This is a genomic window from Lederbergia citri (assembly GCF_018343625.1).
Classification (GTDB): Bacteria; Bacillota; Bacilli; order Bacillales; family Bacillaceae_C; genus Lederbergia; species Lederbergia citri.
Map to the genome: position 1 here is coordinate 78,059 of NZ_JAGYPG010000002.1, position 20,401 is coordinate 98,459.

Annotated in this window: 21 protein-coding genes; 6 read left to right on the forward strand and 15 right to left on the reverse strand. The window is 37.3% G+C overall.

The window, feature by feature from the left end; genetic code table 11:
- Positions 1 to 4: 4 nt before the first annotated feature.
- The 3 genes from KHA97_RS09005 to yugI all read right to left on the reverse strand — a co-directional run bounded on the left by KHA97_RS09005 (position 5) and on the right by yugI (position 3,723).
- Positions 5 to 1,195 (reverse strand): ornithine--oxo-acid transaminase, encoded by a 1,191-nt coding sequence (locus KHA97_RS09005; RefSeq protein WP_407658011.1) that lies wholly within the window; start codon positions 1,193 to 1,195, stop codon positions 5 to 7.
- A 31-nt stretch (positions 1,196 to 1,226) separates the two neighbouring features.
- A complete protein-coding gene (pruA, locus tag KHA97_RS09010; RefSeq protein ID WP_325167434.1) occupies positions 1,227 to 2,771 on the reverse strand; it encodes an L-glutamate gamma-semialdehyde dehydrogenase in 1,545 nt (514 codons plus the stop codon).
- 559 nt (positions 2,772 to 3,330) lie between these two features.
- Entirely contained in the window at positions 3,331 to 3,723 is a 393-nt protein-coding gene (gene yugI / locus KHA97_RS09015; protein ID WP_213124430.1) for a S1 domain-containing post-transcriptional regulator GSP13, read from the reverse strand.
- 173 nt (positions 3,724 to 3,896) lie between these two features.
- Here yugI and KHA97_RS09020 point away from each other — a divergent pair, with 173 nt between their 5' ends.
- Positions 3,897 to 4,712, forward strand: a complete 816-nt coding sequence (locus KHA97_RS09020; protein ID WP_213124431.1) for an alpha/beta fold hydrolase — start codon at positions 3,897 to 3,899, stop codon at positions 4,710 to 4,712.
- Positions 4,713 to 4,783: 71 nt separating this feature from the next.
- Entirely contained in the window at positions 4,784 to 5,947 is a 1,164-nt protein-coding gene (locus KHA97_RS09025; RefSeq protein WP_213124432.1) for a MalY/PatB family protein, read from the forward strand.
- A gap of 201 nt (positions 5,948 to 6,148) precedes the next feature.
- Here the strand turns inward: KHA97_RS09025 and KHA97_RS09030 are convergent, their stop codons facing one another.
- The 3 genes from KHA97_RS09030 to KHA97_RS09040 all read right to left on the reverse strand — a co-directional run bounded on the left by KHA97_RS09030 (position 6,149) and on the right by KHA97_RS09040 (position 8,309).
- Positions 6,149 to 6,688: a superoxide dismutase family protein gene (locus tag KHA97_RS09030; RefSeq protein WP_213124433.1), complete on the reverse strand. Its 540-nt coding sequence runs from the start codon at positions 6,686 to 6,688 to the stop codon at positions 6,149 to 6,151.
- Positions 6,689 to 7,181: 493 nt separating this feature from the next.
- Positions 7,182 to 7,391, reverse strand: a complete 210-nt coding sequence (locus KHA97_RS09035) for a hypothetical protein (RefSeq protein ID WP_213125713.1) — start codon at positions 7,389 to 7,391, stop codon at positions 7,182 to 7,184.
- 138 nt (positions 7,392 to 7,529) lie between these two features.
- Positions 7,530 to 8,309 carry a peptidylprolyl isomerase gene (locus KHA97_RS09040; protein ID WP_233713426.1) on the reverse strand — a complete coding sequence of 260 codons (780 nt, stop codon included), beginning with the start codon at positions 8,307 to 8,309 and terminating at the stop codon, positions 7,530 to 7,532.
- 85 nt (positions 8,310 to 8,394) lie between these two features.
- Here KHA97_RS09040 and KHA97_RS09045 point away from each other — a divergent pair, with 85 nt between their 5' ends.
- Together KHA97_RS09045 and KHA97_RS09050 are read left to right on the forward strand one after the other, a co-directional pair.
- A complete protein-coding gene (locus KHA97_RS09045) occupies positions 8,395 to 8,787 on the forward strand; it encodes a kinase-associated lipoprotein B (protein ID WP_213124434.1) in 393 nt (130 codons plus the stop codon).
- A 167-nt stretch (positions 8,788 to 8,954) separates the two neighbouring features.
- Entirely contained in the window at positions 8,955 to 10,133 is a 1,179-nt protein-coding gene (locus tag KHA97_RS09050) for an MFS transporter (RefSeq protein WP_233713511.1), read from the forward strand.
- 35 nt (positions 10,134 to 10,168) lie between these two features.
- Here the strand turns inward: KHA97_RS09050 and KHA97_RS09055 are convergent, their stop codons facing one another.
- The 5 genes from KHA97_RS09055 to KHA97_RS09075 form a co-directional block, all read right to left on the reverse strand.
- Entirely contained in the window at positions 10,169 to 11,059 is an 891-nt protein-coding gene (locus KHA97_RS09055; RefSeq protein WP_213124435.1) for an aminoglycoside phosphotransferase family protein, read from the reverse strand.
- An 18-nt stretch (positions 11,060 to 11,077) separates the two neighbouring features.
- Positions 11,078 to 11,443 (reverse strand): DUF2188 domain-containing protein, encoded by a 366-nt coding sequence (locus KHA97_RS09060; protein WP_213124436.1) that lies wholly within the window; start codon positions 11,441 to 11,443, stop codon positions 11,078 to 11,080.
- Between the two features lie 66 nt (positions 11,444 to 11,509).
- Entirely contained in the window at positions 11,510 to 11,893 is a 384-nt protein-coding gene (locus KHA97_RS09065) for a PaaI family thioesterase (protein ID WP_213124437.1), read from the reverse strand.
- Positions 11,894 to 12,474: 581 nt separating this feature from the next.
- A complete protein-coding gene (locus KHA97_RS09070) occupies positions 12,475 to 12,738 on the reverse strand; it encodes a hypothetical protein (protein ID WP_213124438.1) in 264 nt (87 codons plus the stop codon).
- 95 nt (positions 12,739 to 12,833) lie between these two features.
- Complete coding sequence (locus KHA97_RS09075; RefSeq protein WP_213124439.1) at positions 12,834 to 14,333, reverse strand: leucyl aminopeptidase; 1,500 nt, start codon at positions 14,331 to 14,333, stop codon at positions 12,834 to 12,836.
- 148 nt (positions 14,334 to 14,481) lie between these two features.
- On the opposite strand from KHA97_RS09075, the gene KHA97_RS09080 reads away from it, so the two are divergent.
- Positions 14,482 to 14,973, forward strand: a complete 492-nt coding sequence (locus KHA97_RS09080; protein ID WP_213124440.1) for a divergent PAP2 family protein — start codon at positions 14,482 to 14,484, stop codon at positions 14,971 to 14,973.
- A gap of 79 nt (positions 14,974 to 15,052) precedes the next feature.
- On the opposite strand, the gene KHA97_RS09085 is transcribed toward KHA97_RS09080, so the two are convergent.
- From KHA97_RS09085 to KHA97_RS09100, 4 genes are all read right to left on the reverse strand, one after another.
- Positions 15,053 to 15,478, reverse strand: a complete 426-nt coding sequence (locus tag KHA97_RS09085) for a hypothetical protein (protein WP_213124441.1) — start codon at positions 15,476 to 15,478, stop codon at positions 15,053 to 15,055.
- A gap of 244 nt (positions 15,479 to 15,722) precedes the next feature.
- Positions 15,723 to 16,433: a 3D domain-containing protein gene (locus KHA97_RS09090; RefSeq protein WP_213124442.1), complete on the reverse strand. Its 711-nt coding sequence runs from the start codon at positions 16,431 to 16,433 to the stop codon at positions 15,723 to 15,725.
- Between the two features lie 136 nt (positions 16,434 to 16,569).
- Positions 16,570 to 16,896, reverse strand: a complete 327-nt coding sequence (locus tag KHA97_RS09095) for a YuiB family protein (protein ID WP_213124443.1) — start codon at positions 16,894 to 16,896, stop codon at positions 16,570 to 16,572.
- Positions 16,897 to 17,076: 180 nt separating this feature from the next.
- Positions 17,077 to 18,294 (reverse strand): NAD(P)/FAD-dependent oxidoreductase, encoded by a 1,218-nt coding sequence (locus KHA97_RS09100; RefSeq protein ID WP_213124444.1) that lies wholly within the window; start codon positions 18,292 to 18,294, stop codon positions 17,077 to 17,079.
- Between the two features lie 333 nt (positions 18,295 to 18,627).
- On the opposite strand from KHA97_RS09100, the gene KHA97_RS09105 reads away from it, so the two are divergent.
- The gene (locus tag KHA97_RS09105; protein WP_213124445.1) at positions 18,628 to 19,626 is read left to right on the forward strand and encodes an NAD(P)/FAD-dependent oxidoreductase; all 999 of its coding nucleotides are present in this window, start codon (positions 18,628 to 18,630) and stop codon (positions 19,624 to 19,626) included.
- Positions 19,627 to 20,401: the final 775 nt, after the last annotated feature.

Sequence of the window (20,401 nt, forward strand, 5' to 3'; positions counted from 1 at the left end):
TATATCATTTTACGAGTACTTTTTTAATCCGTTCAATCGCCCAGTCCAATTCTTCTCTAGTAATCGTTAATGGAGGGGCAAAACGAATGACGTTTTCATGTGTTTCCTTACAAAGAAGTCCTTCTTTCATTAAAGATTCACAATATGGGCGAGCATTTTCATATAACTCGACTCCGATAAATAAACCTTTTCCTCTTACTTCTTTTATCGTCGGATTATCAATTTCATTTAATTTTGACATAAAATATAGTCCAAGTTCAAGTGATTGCTCGCAAAGATTTTCATTATGAATCACATCAAGCGCAACTATTGAAACAGCACAGGCGATTGGATTACCACCAAAGGTTGAACCGTGGGAACCTGGGTTGAACACTCCAAGAATATCACTGTTTGCCGCAACACAGGAAATTGGAAATACTCCACCGCCTAAAGCCTTGCCTAATATATACATATCCGGTTCAACCGCTTCCCAATCACAAGCAAACATTTTCCCCGATCGCCCTAATCCAGATTGTATTTCATCCGCAATGAATAATACATTGTTTTCTCTACAAATCTTATAAGCTTCTTTTAAAAAACCATCAGGAGGAATGATGATTCCTGCTTCTCCTTGAATCGGCTCTAATAAAAATGCAGCAGTGTCAGACGTTATGGCTTTTTTCAAAGCTTCAATATCACCATAGGGAATAAGCTTAATACCAGGTAGCATTGGGCCAAATCGGTATTTATATTCATCTTCTGATGATAGAGAAATAGCGGTCATCGTTCGGCCATGAAAGTTACCTTCACAAGCAATGATTTCAGCTTTATTTTCCTTAACGTTCTTTATTTCATATGCCCACCGCCTTGCTGCTTTTATTGCTGTTTCGACCGCTTCGGCCCCTGTATTCATAGGAAGAACCATATTTTTATTCGTCAATTGACATACTTTCTCATACCATGGTCCGAGCATATCATTATGGAATGCACGCGAAGTTAAAGTAACACGGTCTGCTTGATCTTTTAATGCTTGGATAATTTTAGGATGACGATGCCCTTGATTAACAGCGGAATATGCACTCAGCATATCCAAATATTTATTTCCTTCCGGATCTATTACCCATACCCCTTCTGCCTCAGAAATAACAACTGGCAGAGGATTATAATTTTTTGCTCCGAATTTTTCGGTTTGCGCAATGATTTCCTCTGTACCCAAATTCAAAACCCCCTGTTTTCCAGATAAGAAATTAGAGCATTTCGGACGTTGTTTTAGCTTGCATATGAAGTAGTAAATAATCAGGTCCACCTGCTTTAGAATCGGTTCCACTCATATTGAAACCTCCGAAAGGCTGATAGCCGACGATTGCACCAGTACATCCACGGTTGAAATAAAGATTACCAACATGGAATTCTTCGCGAGCAAGCTCTAGATGTTCACGATTCTTTGTAATGACGGCACCTGTTAATCCATATTCTGTGTTATTGGCAATATCAATTGCTTCTTTAAAGTCCTTTGCTTTTGCAAACGCCACAACTGGACCAAAAATCTCTTCCTTCATCATTCTTGCTTCTGGATCTAAATCTGCAAAAATGGTCGGCTGAACAAAGTAGCCTTTGGAATCGTCACCTTCTCCTCCGACCATAAGCTTACCTTCCTCTTTTCCAATCTCAATATATTTCATTATTTTATTGTACGCACTTTGATCATTTACGGGTCCCATAAAATGATGTTGAAGAGCTGGATCCCCTACTTTTAGTTCTTTTGTTAGCTCTACTGCTCGTGCAAGTACTTGGTCATAAACGTCTTCTACAATAACAGCTCGTGAACACGCCGAGCATTTTTGCCCGGAAAAGCCAAAGGCGGACTTAACGATTGCTTCTGCTGCCAACTCAAGATCAGCTTCTTTATCTACAACGATTGTATCTTTTCCACCCATTTCTGCAATGACACGCTTAAGCCAAATTTGACCTGCATTCACTTTTGAAGCTCGTTCATAAATTCTCGTTCCTACTTCTCTAGAACCTGTAAAACTTATAAAACGAGTTTTCGGATGATCGACTAAATAATCCCCGACCTCTGCTCCACTTCCTGGAATATAGTTGACTACCCCTTTTGGCATTCCGGCTTCTTCAAGCACCTCAACAAACTTTGCCGCAATGACCGGGGTTGTGGATGCAGGTTTTAATAACACAGTATTTCCCGTTACCATGGAAGCGACAGTTGTACCAGCCATAATAGCTAGAGCAAAATTCCAAGGCGAAATAACAACGCTTACACCAAGTGGTATATAGTGATAACGATTAAACTCTCCTGGCCTGCTTTCAACGCGCTTTCCATCTTTTATTTCAAGCATTTGTCTGCCGTAATACTCCATAAAATCAATCGCTTCAGCCGTATCAGCATCCGCTTCATTCCAAGGTTTTCCTGCTTCTTTAACTAAAAGTGCTGAGAATTCATGTTTTCTACGTCTAATAATGGCAGCAGCTTTAAATAAAACATCTGCTCTTGTTTCAGGTTTTGTTTTTTTCCATGTTTCAAAAGCCTTTAAAGAACTAGTCATCGCCATTTCAGCAAGCTCCTTATTCGCTTTGGAAACGTATCCAATTATTTCGTCTTTAATTGCCGGGTTGATAGAAACTATCTTCTCTTCGGTTGATATACGTTCACCATCAATGATCAACGGATATTCCCTACCAAGATAACTATTAACTATTTGTAATCCTTTTTCAAAAGCAAGCTTGTTCTCCTCTTTAGAAAAATCTGTAAAAGGTTCATGTCTATAAAGAATCACACTACGTCCCCCTATCGGCATTTTTTACTTCACATAAATAGTAACATATTTTTTTCATGAGCATAATAGAAACTGTATCTCAGTTACAAAAGCGCAAGCGCCTGTTCAGCGAGGTACAGGCCCACAGGATGTGGGTCCGTCGACGTCGCCACAGGACGTGGCGGTTTTAGTCGACGTTCCTCAATAGGGTTCCGACGAGATAAAGGAAACACGGCGAGTCGATGTTGACTTATCGTAGGAAGAAACCGAAAGTTTGCTAGGCGCTAGGCGCTGAAGCTAGACGGGAACTACCTGCTAATATTTATCCACAAGGTTCCAATCTATAATTTCCTAGAGAGGAACAAAAGCGCATGAGTCTATTTGATTCTTACAGCAAAAAGGATGTTGGTGCGCCAACGCTGACGTTTGTAGTTCACGTTCCAAAGTTCGGTCGAGACTCCAGAAAAATGATAGACGACTTAGCTAGGAAGCACGAAAACTATAATAATTAAGTGAAAAATATCCAAATTCCCGATTATAAAAAAAAGATGCCCTTATGAAGGACATCCTTTAAACAAAATTATTTTTTAATTAGTTCATCGCGTGATTGCTCGATCCATTCTTGCAGTTTATCTTTTAAAGTGTTAAAACCTTCGTTACTTGTTTCAGCTGGTTCTGTTTTAATTGTACCTTGACGGCGGGGAGTTCGAGGTGCTTGTTGCTTAGGTGCTTCTTCGGTAGCGCGGATGGATAAGCTGATTTTCCCTTTCTCTTCGTCAACGTTTAACACTTTTACTTTTACTTCTTCACCAATTGATAAAACTTCATTGATATCTTTTACAAAACCGTGTTTAATTTCTGAAATATGAACAAGTCCTTGTGTTTGATCGTCTAATGCAATAAAAGCTCCATATGGTTGGATTCCGGTTACTTTACCGGTTAATACTGCTCCCGTTTCATATTTTGTAGTCATAGAACCACTCCTAGTTTATATTAGATTTTCTCCTAATTTACGCAATTGTAAATTATATCATAGAGAATTAATAGAATCAAAAATACGCTTCATTATCTTATATAAGAAATTTTCCCTTGGGCTAATCTTTCAAACCTTTTTAATAGGGTATTATATAAATTGGAGGTGGTACGATGGAACAAACACGTTCCTCTATGGTAGTAAATGGAATAGATATTTACTATGAAGAATATAAACAGCCCTGTGCCAAGGATACTATCTTGTTAATACATGGATTTCTATCATCGACTTTTAGCTTCCGGAGATTAATACCTCTCTTAAAAAATGACTTCAATATTATTTCGATTGATTTTCCTCCATTCGGAAAAAGCGGAAAATCAACGAAATTCCATTATACATATGCCAATATTGCCAGTACTATTCTAACTCTTATTGAAAGGCTCGGTTATAAAAATTTCATTGCAGCCGGACATTCAATGGGCGGCCAGATTGTGTTAAATATGATTCTTTTAAGACCCGAACTAATTACAAAAGCCATCCTTATCTGTTGTTCCGGGTATGTACCACGTGCAAAAACACATCTTAAATTTTTAACATATGTTCCATTCATCGGTCTTGTTGTGAAATCTTATCTTAAGAAATCCGGGGTAAAAGGAAATTTGCAACTTGTCGTATACGATCAATCAATCATCGATGAAGAAATGATTAAGGGATACGAAGAGCCTTTTCATCATAATGAGATTTTCCGAGCTTTGGCCAAAATGCTTCGCCATAGAGAAGGAGATCTTGCTCCTCAAGCACTACAAACGATTCAAACACCATGCTTACTTATTTGGGGGGAGTATGATAAGGTAGTCCCATTAAAAATTGGGAACCATCTTGCTGAAGACTTGCCACATTCTAAGCTAGTCGTTTTAAATGACGCAGGCCACTTGTTGCCTGAAGAAAAACCTAAAAAAGTTTACGAAGAAATAAAGCATTTCATATAGTTACTTGTAAAATCCATCCTTCCGGCTTTATGATTGAAGATATAAGGAATTATTTTGAAAGGAGCCCATCAATGAATTATTTTGAAGAAAATATTGATAGAAAAAATACATCGTCCGTAAAATGGGATGGAATGAAAGCAGCCTTCGGAAAAAATGAATTGCTCCCAATGTGGGTAGCCGATATGGATTTCCGCCCTCCAACTGAAGTTTTAGATGCAATGAAACAGCGGGTAGAGCATGGTATTTTTGGTTATACCCTTATTGGGGATAACACAGCAAATGCGATTGTAAATTGGATAAGTAAACGACATCAGTGGAATATAAAGCCTTCATGGCTTATGTATAGTCCTGGGGTTGTTCCTTCGATCGGTATGGCGATTCGTGCCTTTACAGAGGTCGGAGATAAGGTCCTTTTGCAATCTCCTGTGTATACGCCTTTTTTTAATATGATTGAAAGCAATATGAGAGAAGTCGTCAATTCTCCACTTATTTTTAAAAATGGACGCTTCGAAATTGATTTTGCCGATTTTGAGGAAAAATTGAAAAGCGGAGTAAAACTCTTTTTACTATGCAGCCCGCATAATCCATCGGGAAGGGTTTGGTCTAAGGAGGAACTCGTTAAAATAGCAGAGCTTTGTAGAGAATATGGAGTCATGATCGCATCAGATGAAATTCATGCCGATCTTGTCTTTGCTCCTCATAAGCATATACCGATCTGCTCATTGGATCCTTCATTTTCGGATTTTATTGTAACCTTTATGGCACCCAGCAAAACATTTAATCTTGCAGGGTTACAGTCATCTTTCATCATCGTTGAAAATGCTGATATGCGAAAAAAATTACAAGATATCCAAAAGAAGGAAGGCTTTCATACATTAAATACGTTTGGAATTATTGCGATGGAAGCTGCCTATCAACATGGGGAAAAATGGCTTGATGATGCTTTGGCATACATAAAAGAAAATATTAATGTTCTTAAAATAGGAATTGAAAAAGAATTATCTGATTTAGAAGTGATAGAACCAGAAGGCACCTATCTTGTTTGGGTGGATTGCCGAAAAACCGGGCTTTCTGATAAGGAAATTCGAGAAAGGCTAATTGAAAAAGCCGGACTGGCAGTCAATTTTGGAAATTCTTACGGCCAAGGTGGAGAAGGCTTTATTAGAATTAATACGGCTTGTCCTCGCTCTATTATTGAAGAAGGCATCGAAAGATTGAAATTGGCTTTTAGTTAAGAACAAAAGTATAAGCGCCTGTACAGCGACGTACAAACTTTTTAGGGTTCTGACGAGATAAAGGAAACACGGTGAGCCTAAAAGGCGAGACGATGTTGATTTATCGTAGGAAGAAACCGAAAGTTTGCTAGGCGCTAGGCGCTGGAGCTAGACGGGAACTAAAGTACTGTTCTACCAATAAGGCGGAGCAGTACTTTTCACTTACTTTTTAGTTGATTTTGCTGGCTTTCGATCTTTTGTTACTTCACCGCAAGCAATCCTTTCCCCAGAATCTCCTGCCGGTTGAGTCATGCCATCATCCGCTCCCTCGTTAATGACAATCGAGGTACCCTCTGTTGTATAAAGGGAATTTTTTGCCTCGTTAAAGGTCACTCCTTTAGCAGTAAAATCCGTTTTTACTTTTCCGTCCTCTTTCACAATTAAGTTCGGAAGGTCTCCAGCATGGGAACCCTTAGGATTGAGGAGCCCATGTTCCTTCTTGTCTGGATTAAAATGATCGCCTGCCGATAAAAAATCAGGTAGGGTGCATTTCCCTTTATCGTGAATATGTATAGCGTGTACTCCTGGAGGCAAGCCCTTTAAATCAACTTTAAATTTAATGCCCTCAGCCTTTTCTTCTAGTTTTATTTTCCCAAGAGAATCTCCATCCGGATTTTTAATATTTACGTCTAATTTCTTTGGATGTGGATTTGAGCATGCAGAAAGAAATAGACAAATGGAACACAAAATAATTTTTCTCATAGCCAACCCTCCGTTAAAATTCCCTATTCGTCATTATTGCCATGAGAAAATTGAAATATCCTTTTTCTAAAGAACATAGTATCCATTACTTAATTCCAATCGTATCGATGAGCAAGTTATACGTGAATTCCGCCGTAAGACTAATGCTCGATTTATGTATTAATTAAAGATCAATCGCTCAGTAATTAAGACCAATGCCCCAGATTTTGTGCAAATCAATTCCAATCGCACAATTTTTGTGACAAAGGCTCGAGTTATTGTGCCAGTCACGTCCAATCGCTCAACTATTGTTACAAAGGTACTCTTTCTTGTGAGAATAATAACAACTCAGCGCCTTCTAAAGCGATTAAGGTCTTATTGACAAGTAGATATGACAATTCCCCTAATCCTTTAGTGATTTAGCCTTTGATCGCAATAAAGAATACTCGACGTCATAGATTTTTTTACTTTCCATAATTAATTTGCCTTAAATATAGAAAAAAAGCATCCATGTTTATAGATGCTTGTCCTGTTGTTCACGTTTTATTTGTTCTTCTAAATCTTTCGTTTTTGCTTCTTGCTTTTTGGAATGTTTTTTTATAAAGATAAAAGTAAAAATCGCCGCAAGGATAAAAATCGACATCGAAAGAGCTGCTGGAATATATTCAGTCTTATCCTCCGGAAAATAAAGAAATGGCATATATAAAACAAACGATTTTAACATTATTAACAAGGAAAACATCCTTTCCTTTTTTATGAATACAGTATTTATTATATCAGAGATATTTTTATAAAACCAAGGCGCCTATTCCGAAAAAGTCGACAATAATGTGAAAAGCCGCCCATATTGGACGGCTCAATTTTATTCCTTAATAATATCAATACTTTCAATTACAACATCTTCAAGAGGCTTATCTCCAGGTGCCGTTTTTACATTTGCAATACTGTCGACAACATCCATACCTTCTACAACTTGTCCAAACACAGTATGCTTATGGTCAAGATGTGGTGTACCTCCATTTTCAACATACGCCTCTATAATTTCCTTCGGAAAACCTGCATTCTCCATTTGGCTTTTCAAACGAGGATCCATGTGACTATTTTGGACGATAAAGAATTGGCTTCCGTTTGTATTTGGTCCAGCATTAGCCATGGACAGAGCACCGCGAAGATTGAATAATTGTAAGGAAAATTCATCTTCAAAAGACCCTCCGTAAATACTTTCTCCGCCACGTCCTGTACCAGTCGGATCTCCACCTTGAATCATGAAATCATTGATGACCCTGTGAAAGATAATTCCGTTATAATATCCTTCTTTTGCATGTGTTAAAAAGTTCTCTACTGTTTTTGGAGCTTGTTCAGGGAACAATTTAATTTTAATTGATCCCATATTTGTATTCATTTGCACTAACTTTTCATTTTCCGCCACTTCAGTGGACAATTGTGGATATACTACTTGTTCAGACATTTCTGCATCTCCTTTTTTCTCTTCGGTTTGGTCAACGCTTTCCTCATTTGCCTTTTTCTCTTCAGATTGATTACTGCCTGAAGCAGCTTCCTCATTTAGCTTTATTTCTGGGGAATTTGTGCCGCATGCAGATAATATGGTAACAAACATTAGTAAAAAAAGAAATTTTTTCATACATAAAACCTCCATAGATAAGATTACATGAAAATTGAAAAAAACGCACCCCTCTTCCATAATAGAAAGAAAGGGGGAATTGTGCATGCAAATTGGACAAATTGTTACGGCCTTTAATAAAACCGGTAAATATATTGGTGAAATTACAGCTGTCAATCAGGATACTTATACGGTCCGCTGTCTAACCGTACTTAATCATCCAAGGCAAGGTGATTTGCATCATCCGAACGAGGTGGACGTACCATTTTTCCACGAAAGAAAAGCACTTGCCTACCGTGAACAGGCAAATATTCCAGTAAAAATGGTAAAGCCTTACGAAGATGATGTCCTTGATTATAAGGAATCGTTGATAACTGCAGTGCAAAAACTGAAGGATCAATTAGAGGCAAAGCCGGATGATGCTTACAGTTTAAAAAGTCTTCAAGCGTTAGAAGGAGTAATAAAGGAATACGAATTAATGTACTCCATTCATTTTTAAAAGGCGGCCATTACTTTGGTCGCTTCTTTATTTGTGTACCCATTCTGTGCAGAGCTGTTGAAAAAATATGAGATTTCTATATACTAATATTTAGGGAGTCGAAATATTTTTCAAAATTAAATAAGAAGGTGTTTTCAATTCGTATCGAAAAACGCAATTTCCTCATTATGTGGATTTGCAATTTTCTCATTGCCGCAAGTATGACGATGGTTCTTCCCTTCATTTCGTTGTATATCGGGACTCTCGGCGATTTTAGCCATGATTATATACAACGCTGGTCGGGACTTGTCTTTGGTGTCACTTTTTTAAGTGCTTTTATTGTTTCCCCAATTTGGGGTCGAATTGGTGATAAGTATGGATTTAAGCCAATCCTTTTAATAACGGGCTACGGCATTGCCTCCTCTGTTTTTTTCATGGGAGTCATTCATAGTGTTTTCGGATTATTTATATTAAGAATGGTCATGGGGTTCGTAACAGGATTTATCCCAACTTCTATCGCACTCATTTCAAAACAAACACCGAAAAAGGAAGCTGGTAAGACACTCGGAACTTTGCAGATGGGTAATGTCGCGGGAAGTCTTTTCGGTCCAATCCTTGGTGGAATGATGGCGGATAATGTTGGTTTTCAATATACCTTTATTATCACTTCTGTCTCTGTCATGATTGCAACAACGGTTGTGTTATTCGGAATAAAAGAAATAAAGCAACACGAAGAAGTGAAAACGAAAATTCCCCGAACTCAAAAAGAGGTCATCAAACAAATACTCAATCGCAAAATGCTTGTCTGGGTAATGTTGATTGCATTACTGATCCAAGTAGGAAATTTTAGTATCCAGCCTTTACTTGCTCTATACGTTAGCGATTTGACCCATGCTACAAGCATTGCTTTTTTATCGGGGCTAGCCTTTTCAGCTACTGGTTTCGGGAATTTATTATTAACTCGTCAATGGGGTAAGCTTGGAGATTCTATCGGTTACGAAAAAGTATTGCTCCTCCTCCTCGTTCTTGCTGCCATTTTAATCATCCCTCAAGCGCTCGTAACGGAATTATGGCAATTAGTAGGATTGAGATTTCTTTATGGAATGGCCGTTGGAGGAATGATACCTTGTATTACTGCCTATATTCGAATCGAAGCACCACTCGAAATGCAAGGAGAAATTCTTGGCTATAATCAAAGCTTCCGATTTTTAGGAAACGTGATTGGACCGGCTTTAGGTGGATTTGTTGCTGGTCATGCAGGAATCTCATCTGTCTTTTATGTAACTGGGGGTTTGTTCTTGGTTGCGTTTGGAATCCTATGGTGGAACTTAAGACATGAACAGCAACGGTTTAAAGAGAGTTTTTAAACATTTAAATGCCAATAATGAGCACTCAATCCTCATTATTGGCATTTTATATTTTGCACATCAAACAGAGAATTCCAGTATTTCCATGCAGCTAAATAAGCAGGCAAATCATCTGGATGATGATATATGCATCTCTCTATACGAAGATATAGCCCTATTATTACTTCTCCCACTAAATATTTTCTATCATGACGAAAAGTTGGAAGCTTTCGTGCCACATCAAAAATAACCTCATATGTCAGCTGATCCGGCGAGGAGCAAAAAGCAAAGACAAGCTCAAAAAGAGGCGGACCTGCAAGGGTCAAAGGATCAATGACACCTATGAGACAATCATTTTTTTGCAAAAAGTTATGGACTCCGCAATCTCCATGCAACAAGTATGGTTTTTCACCTTGATCTCTTGTTTCAGCGATTGACTTAACCAGATTATAATCCTGAGATGTTAGTACCTTGCTAACCACTTTCCATGCATCATTAACTTCTGAAAGTAGAAAATCTTTAAAACTGTCATATCGTTGATAGGTGTATCCCCATTTGTTTTCCGAGAATGGTTTATAGTGAATGATAAGGTCATCCACTAGAATGTGTAAATTAGCCTTTTTATTATTAAAATTGCTTTTAATTTCCCCTGCCATATATTCATAGATATAATACTGCTGATCCTCATCTATATAAATGATTTTAGGCAAAACCTTTAGATGCTCATAAGATTTTAGAAAAAATGTCTCTTCAGTGATGATATCTCTTTCGTTTTCCTTAAACACATATGATTTGCCATTATCAGCTGTCAACTTTAACACAGTGCTAGAGGTTCCACCTCTAAGCTTCTTCCAATCTACAATCCTAAAGTCTAACAGGTTATGTTTATTTAAAGCAGCAATCTTTTGTTCAATCGATTTATTTTCTTCTAAAATAATTTCGTCCATCCCCCAACAAGCTAGCTTTTAATCATAAAGCTTTTGAGAAACCTCACCATCTTTAGTGTGAACAAATAAGACTCCATCATGATCTTTCACATACTCTTTTGCTTCTTCCAATAAGTCTTCCTTTGTATCTTCTCTTTTAATAGCGTGTTTTCCATTTTTTCTTTTAAGCACCCAATCTTCGCCATCTGCCATAATGTGATACTCTTGCCTTTCATGTTCGTCATCTCCAAAATATTTCCTAGCTTGAGCAATACCAATCGCTATTGCTCTGCCTTCGTCTTTATCATCCTCTAGGAGAGCATTTGCAATTTCAATAGCCTTTTCACGTACTCGCTCTGGTAAATGTTTCATGGAATCAGGGTAGTCATGCTTTGACCAAGGCATGTACATCATCACTCCTTAATTAACAATATACATACCTTTTCCCTGTATTAAATTTCCTAAAACACACTATCTTTTTGGAACGATTGCAACGGTGCATCTCGAGATACAGATAAGCTCTCCTTGCTCATCCTTAATTTTGATATCCCAAACCATTGTGCTTTTTCCATGATGAAGGACTTCAGCAACAGCTGTTACGACTCCATCTTTTTTTGATCGGACATGATTAGCATTAATTTCTAACCCGAAGCATATTTGTTTTTCCAAATCTATTAAAGCAGTGGTTCCGATGCTTGCAACCGTTTCTGCTAATGCAACAGAAGCTCCTCCATGCAAATAGCCATAAGGCTGTCTCGTCTGATCATTTACAGGCATGGTGGCGATGACTTTTCCCTTTTCAATTTCAACCATCTCAATACCTAAGGCATCTAGAAGAGAGTTTTGGTTTTCCATTATTCACACTCCATTTCCTTAATATATTATTCTATATCGGGTGCCTTAATCCCTTTCCCATGAACAAAAGCGAAAGCGCCTGTCCATCGACGTACAGGCCCGTAGGATTCGGGTCCGTCGACGAAGACATGAGGATGTGGCGTTTTTAGTCGACGTTCCTTAGCCGTCCTTTGACTGAGATAAAGGAAACACGGTGAGTTGGAAAAGCGGCAGGCGCCTGTATAAAGAAGGAAGGCTAAATACGCAACATCCTGTTGCGACGCCTTCCTGCCCCGCATCCTGCGGGTCTCCGACAAGAAAATGTTCTGAGTCATAAAAGTCCGTATTTTGACTTTTTTTGACTCAGGTTATTTGAGCTCGAGGGGCTGGAGCCTGCAGCTAGACAAGACGAACCGATGTTGACTTATCGTAGGGAAAAGGACAAGAAGCTAGCTAGTTGTTAGGCGCTGGAGCTGACGGGAACCAAATTCTTTAAAGTTTTTCACATAGTTCCCAATAATTAATTCCTAAGAATACAAAAAGCCCCCACAAAACGGAGAGCCCTTCGTATACATATTGCTTTATAAGCAACATAATTTTCTTTAATAATATGGAGCCCCATAGCCTCCAGGTGCTCCATATGCACCATAGCCATAAGGTACAGGCGGCACTCCTCCGTATGCATACGGCGCAACTGGCGGGTAAGCTACGAAAGGTCGTGGACGGGAAAATGCACTGACAAGTCCTGCGCCAATACCTCCACCTATCAACCCTCCAAAAAAACCACCTATGAGTGGAGCACCAAACAATCCCCCCCAAAGAAAGCGTTCATCAGCATAAGGTGCAGGGCCGCGATAATACATCATTTTAGCAACCTCCTTCGTCTATAAACAAATGCCCTTCTATATCTGTTTATGCGACAAAGGTCTAGATGGCATGGGCAATTATGCAAATACATTGTTTACTCCATTTCAAAATTTTCAACGAACAAGGCTAATGTTCGCGCCATGACACCAGTTCCACCTGCAGGTCCTAAATCGTATTCAGATTTAGTAGTAGCTGTTCCTGCTATATCTAAATGCACCCATGGTGTTTCTTCTGCAAATTCCCCAATAAATGCACCGCCCATAATGGCGTGTCCTTCTCTTCCTGGAGAATTATTTAAATCTGCAATCTTACTGCCGCGGACTCTCTCTTTATCCTTTTCAGTGTAAGGAAGACGCCAAATGAATTCTCCAGCTTCGTATGATGCTTCCAACACCTTTTCAAACAGAGCTTCATCATTTGTAAGAGCACCAGTTTTATCAAGTCCCAGTGCTACAATCACTCCACCAGTAAGAGTGGCTACATCAACTAAATAATTCGCACCATGATGTTTTGCATAAGTAACTGCATCAGCGAGCACAAGTCTCCCTTCCGCATCCGTATTTAATACTTCAATCGTTTTTCCGCTGAAAGAAGTGATGACATCGTCTGGTTTAAAGGCGTTTCCGCTAATCATATTATCAGTTGCTGGGATGACGGCTACTACATTTTGCTCTGGACGCAGATTTCCGATAATCTCCATTGCACCTAATACCGCAGCAGCTCCCCCCATATCGGACTTCATTCCGACGATGCCGTCTTTTGGCTTAATGGAATAACCGCCTGTGTCAAACGTAATCCCTTTTCCGACGAGTCCAATCACATCTTTCCATTCGTCTTTTCCTTGATATTTTAAAACAATCATATAAGGTGGTTCGGCAGAGCCTTGATTTACCGCTAAAAATGCTCCCATTCCCAGTTTTTCAATTTCCGATTTATTTAATATTTCTAGTTCAAATGAATGCTTTTCTCCCAATTCTTTTGCGTATTGGGCAAGATCACTTGCTTTCAGCATATTTCCGGGCAAGTTTACGAGTGTTCTAGCAGAATTCGTTCCTTTTCCATAGGAGCTGCCTATCTCAGCTGCAAGCTTGATTTCATCTAGATTAGCATCCGTGAAAATCTCTACTGTTTCAATTTTGATTTCCGGTTCATTTGATTTTTGTTTATAACCTTGGAACTCATATGTAGCCATTATGTATGCTTCACTAAATGCCAAGGCTGCATCATCTGCCGCAATTTTTTCACATATAAATGAATCCAAGGCTATTGCCAGGTTGCGGATGCGTATGTTCGTCAACTTTTTACTTGCAGCTCCAAATGCTTCCTTCAAAGTTGTAAAATTTATTTCCTTTTCCTTACCTAGACCCACAAAAACAAATCGTTTAACATTTGATTTCCCTAAACCATGGATGACAGATACTGATTTGAATTTTGCAGAAAGATCCCCTGATTTAACAAGCTCTGTAAGCTCTCCATCAAACATTCCATCTAACTGTTCAAGCATTCCAGTAAATTTTTCAGGTTTTTCAAAAAGCCCAACAATTAAGCATTCCACTTTACTTTCAAATGGATTTTCGTTCAATATTTTGAACATCTCATTTCACCTCAATATAAATTATAAATGAAAGGATTGTATATTTCGAGTATCGAAATTTTCTAAAAAAATTACGCATGATTTCTTTGATTATATTGTGGTAATATAAATGGAACCGACACTTGTGACAATGTGAAAGGAGTTACCAATGGATTTCCTGCATAATTTCCCTTTTTGGGCCGCAATCACAGCAATATTCTTCGCGCAATTTGTTAAAGTACCTTTGCAGTTTATCATGACCAAAAAAATAGATTGGACCCTGATTACCTCTACTGGCGGAATGCCAAGCTCGCATTCAGCAGGAGTTACGGCATTAACAACAAGTGTAGCACTTGTTGAAGGATTAGGATCAACGCTTTTTGCGGTATCTGCGATTTTTGCCATTATCGTCATGTTCGATGCGACAGGGGTGAGAAGACAAGCTGGGGAACAAGCTGTAGTTCTAAATAGACTTTCTCTTGACTTTCAAAAAATGATCTCCGATATACAAGATTGGCAAGGAAAGACAAATAAAGAAAAACAAATAGAATTTAAAAAGTTGAAAGAATTATTAGGTCATAAACCTGTTGAAGTATTTTTTGGTGGTTTAACAGGCGTTATATGGGCAGTCATTCTCCATAATTTATTAGTGGCATTATAGAAAAAAGAAGCAGCTTGAGTTTTAATGAAAATAATCTCTAATTTAAAGAACACAATTAAGAGCAGGTCATACTTGCTCTTTAATCATTTAACAGAATATCTTTTAGGGTTTGGGTATCTTCTTTGTCTAAAGTTCCTAAAGCATGTTTTTCCCTGTCAATAATCGTTGAAGAGGCCCCCTCATTAAACCAGATTAAATATTCAAATAATCTTTCTGGCATATTCCGATCAAACTTGAAGAATAAAGTAGCTTTAATATCTTCTTTGCCATCCATTTCAGCTTTTACGTTCTGCTCCCAATCAATTTTTTCTAAAACTTCTTTAAAAGTTCTAATCTTTTCTTCCTCTGTAATAATTATTTCATTATTAATATTTTCTCCTGAGAAAATTTGAACATCAACTCTAGTTAGTTGATTCAAATGATATTCTTTAGGTGCTGTATTAGAACATCCCATATTTGCTGTTGTGAAGACAGCAATTATAATTAAGTTTTTAATTTTAATCATTTAATACCCCTTCATTCCATTCTTTTAATATTATATTCGTGATTTACCATTCAAACCCTTTATAACACGAGCAGGGAATGTCATTTATGTTTTGTAAAAATGCATTAAGCTACCTAAAATTGTAAGTCGAGTAGGTATCATTTGATGTCAACATTAAAAATAAAAAGACAGACCACCAAGTTGAGTCTGTCTTAAAATTATATAATTTGTAAGTTCTCTCCTAAGGAAAAAACAGTCGTTTTATTTATTGATCATTTGCATTATCTTTTAGAAATCTTTGCCGGAATACTTGCATGGTCTCATTTTCATTTAACGTCTTTAAATCTTTTTCTGTTAAAGTGCCATTCCCTTTTTGAATGATATATACTTCTAGCTTTCGTTTGCCCCACTTCTTATAAACTTCATCAACAGTTTCATAATACAAGTCTATCGTATTTCCTTTTATGGCTGATCCGGTGTCTGCTACTACGCCATAACCATAATCAGGAATATATAAAATCGTACCTAATGGAAATACGTTAGTATCAGCTGCAATGGTTGAATATAAATCTCTTTTAACCTTCACACCAGAAAATGTAATACCATATTGAGGATGATCAGGATTTTTTCCAGTTGATTCAACTCCAGCTGTGTAGCCTGTTGCAATAACCTCCATAGTAGGATATTGAGACCAATCTTCATCTTCCAACGATTTATGTTCATCTTTTTTAGAGGAACTTGCCTTATATGTAAACTGATCCTCTATGGAGCTATATAAATTTTTTAGTGAAGATCGTCTTTCATTTATATGTGGAAACACAAATAACCATTTTTCAAAATCATTCATAATCGGGGCCGTTCTAGCTGCGAATGTTCTAACATTCATTCCAGTAATAGATTCTAATGTTGTTGAAAAAGCTAAAATAAATAAAACAATCATAATAATTCTTTTTCCTGTTTGTTTAATAGATAACATCCATACACTCCTCTCAAAATTATTACTTTCCCATTTTGAGAGGAAATATTCCTTTTGTGCATAAAAAACAGAAAAATATGAATTTTAAAATCACATTTCTTCAGCAAAATTAAAAGACTTCCTTAAAAGAAAGTCTCTAAAACATTCTATATCCTTTCGCACGAAGCACTCTCATTGTTAAACCAGAAGTAATGGCACCTAATAGTCCACTTGCTAATATGGCAATATCAAATGCAGCCAATTCAGATATACTTTTTCCTAAACTTGAGAATGATGCTCCGGGATTTGTAAAGTATTCACTGAAGTTTACTTTATTTATAATTAATAGCGCTATGATTGGATATACGATCGCCATAATCCATGTCATCCGCAGCAGCATATTTAATAAAAATCCAATGCCAAAGAATAAAACAAAAAACAACAGCATGGATACTAGTAAAATTGGAATGATTGACATGGACAAAATCCCCCCTTGATTTTACACTATGTCCAAGTCTACTAGATGAAAGAAAGGGCGTCAATCGTCATATTGAGACAAATTTATGACTATTAAGATTAATCTTGTATGTTGATTTCCGCTCCAATCAAACAAAAATAGAAAAAGGCAGAAACAATTAAGAATCCGCCTTTCCCTTTTTAAGGTTTAGAAAATGTTAAATTTTCCTTTTTTCACTGTAAGTGGCACTCCGCCAATCATATACAATGCACGGTTATCAATCATTTTTTTCATAAATGAAGCTTTTGTGCCCGTTACTTTCTTTCCAAATACTACTCCAATCGCATCATCGTCACCTAGTGAACATACAGTACCTTTATTATCAAATGTGAATGATTCTAAATGTGTATTACCCTTCACTAGTCTTGCGATATTTCTGGCAACCAATTCACCTTGCTGCATAGCTATTTGTGCAGTTGGTGGATATGGACGATTAATTTCTTCGTTAATTACAAGTGAGCAGTCACCGATGACAAACACATCAGAGAGCCCAGGAGCACGAAGATCTGGTTCTACTTTTACACGACCACGCATGTTTTCGAATTCAGATGCTTCGATAATTGGGTTTCCACGAACACCCGCTGCCCAAATAACTGTTTCAGCTTTAAATTCTTCTGTTTCGTTTTCACCTTTTGCTACGATGATTCCTTCTGGTGTAGCCTCTTTTATAGCTGTACCTATCTTAAATTCGATGCCTTTTTTCTCTAAGTTAGCCATAGCATATTTAACAAGTTCAGGATCGAAACCAGGTAGAGCAGATGGAGCTGCTTCTACACAAATAACTCTTACAAGCTTTTGATCGATATCATATTCCTTACAAAGTTCAGGAATTCTGTTTCCTAACTCTCCTAAAAATTCAATTCCTGTAAATCCAGCACCACCAACAACAATTGTTAAGCGGTTTGGATTTTTTACTTCTTCAGCCTTATATGTAGCAAATTGATATTCAATATGCTCACGAATTTGACGTGCTGCATTTACATTGACGATTGAGAATGCATATTTGTCTAACCCCTGAATACCAAAAGTTTCTGAAGCGCCGCCAAGAGCGACAACTAAATAATCGTAATCTAGTTCTCCATTGTCTAGAATAACTTTTTTCGCTTGATGATCCACTTTTAAAGCGGTTGCTTGAACAAAATCAACTTTGCTTCGATCGATTACATCTTTTACATCATAACGAACACGGTCATGATGAAGAGTACCAGCAGAAGCTTCATGTAGCCATGTAGTTTCGTAGTGGTAATCATTTTTGTTTACTAGAACGATGTCAGCATCATTACTTCCAAGCTGTTTTTGCAGACGAGTTACAGTCATTAAGCCTCCGTAACCAGCACCTAATACAACGATTTTGGGCCTCTTCATAATCTACACTTCCACCTTTACAACGTATTATTAATAGTTTGTACGGGAAAATAATTAAAATGTTATAATTTCTTAATGTGATTCACTTCACGTACAATAAGAAAAAAAAGCCAGAAAAATGTCATAAATTATTAACATCTCCATTACATTATATGCTTTTCTGCTTCTTTTTCAAGCAATTTTGACTAAAAACGAAAATTATTAATATTCTTAAATCAATCCTATCAGTTGCGTCATACTTTCGTATGAAAACTATAGGAGTAGGTAAGAAACGCTTGTATGTGATATGATGTGAAAGATGAATTTTTTCAAGTATTATGGGAGGGATTTTCTTTGAAAGAAGATCAAAAAATATATGATATAACCATTTTAGGAGGAGGGCCAACAGGTCTGTTTACTGCCTTTTACGGGGGAATGAGAGATGCAAGCGTAAAGATTATTGAAAGCCTCCCACAGCTTGGCGGTCAACTTTCCACCCTTTATCCTGAAAAGTATATATATGATGTAGCGGGTTTTCCAAAAATTAAAGCCCAGGAACTGGTAAATAATTTAACTAAACAGATGTCGATGTTTTCGCCAACTGTTTGTCTTGGTCAAGCCGTAACGAATGTGGAAAAATTGGAAGATGGAACGTTTAAGCTTACATCGGAAGAGGAAATCCATTATTCGAAAACAATTATTATCACTGCGGGAATAGGAGCATTCCAACCTCGCAGACTCGAGATTGAACCAGCAATAAAATACGAAGGAAAAAATCTCCATTATTTTATAGATGATATGCAAAAATTTGCAGGTCAACGTGTTGCTATTCTTGGAGGCGGTGACTCAGCGGTTGACTGGGCGCTCATGCTTGAGCCAATTGCTGAAAAAGTTACATTGATCCACCGTCGCGATAAATTCCGTGCACACGAAAGCAGCGTGGTTCAGCTGCAGAATTCTAAAGTAGAAATTCTCACTCCTTATGTAGCTTCTAATCTTAATTGTGATGATGAAGCCATTAGAGAACTTTTACTTGAAGAAGTAAGAGGAGAAGGTAAAATTACGTTGGAACTTGATTCTTTGATTGTAAATTATGGGTTCGTTTCTTCACTCGGTCCGATTAAAGATTGGGGATTGGAAATAGAGAAAAACTCAATTGTTGTGAATAGTAGGATGGAAACAAATATTCCAGGTATATATGCAGCAGGAGATATTACAACCTATCCTGGAAAAGTTAAGCTCATCGCAACAGGTTTCGGCGAAGCTCCAACTGCCGTAAGCAATGCAAAAGCATATATAGATCCGAAAGCACGCTTGCAGCCGATGCATAGTACTTCCATGTTTGATCAATAAAGAATAGGGCCCAGGAATTGATCCTGGCTCTATTTTTTTACGTTTGGAAGAATAAAAAAGGAACTGGATAGAATCTCCATTTTTCTTCCTACCCTATTGCTATTTATTATTTTTTTAAAAAACAACCAATTTTAGTTAATTTTCTGGATGTAATAATTACCGTCTGTAAGGGGCCTATACACCTTATGGATTATAACTGTAATATATAGGATTTATTGATCAAATTCTTTTTTGATGCTGTTTCATCGAGAATTACCATGGATTTATCGATCAAATTCTTTTTTCGCGCTATTTCATCGAGAATTACCTCGGATTTATCGATCAAATTCTTTTTCATGCAGTTTCATCGAGAATTACCTCGGATTTATCGATCAAATTCTTTTTTCATGCAGTTTCATCGAGAATTACCATGGATTTATCGATCAAATTCTTTTTTCATGCAGTTTCATCGAGAATTACCATGGATTTATCGATCAAATTCCTTTTTCATGCTGTTTCATCGAGAATTACCCTGAATTTATCGATCAAATCCTTTTTTCATGCTATTTCATCGAGAATTACCACGGATTTATCGATCAAATTCCTTTTTCATGCTATTTCATCGAGAATTACCATCGATTTATCGATATATTCTTTTTCTATTTAATTGGTTATTTTTATTCGAATAGTAAATCCTCTATTTTAATGAATACATAAAAAAGCTTCCTAATGTATTATTAAGATACATTAAGAAGCATTAATTAAACGATTTCTTACTCGTTTTCAGTTTATTATA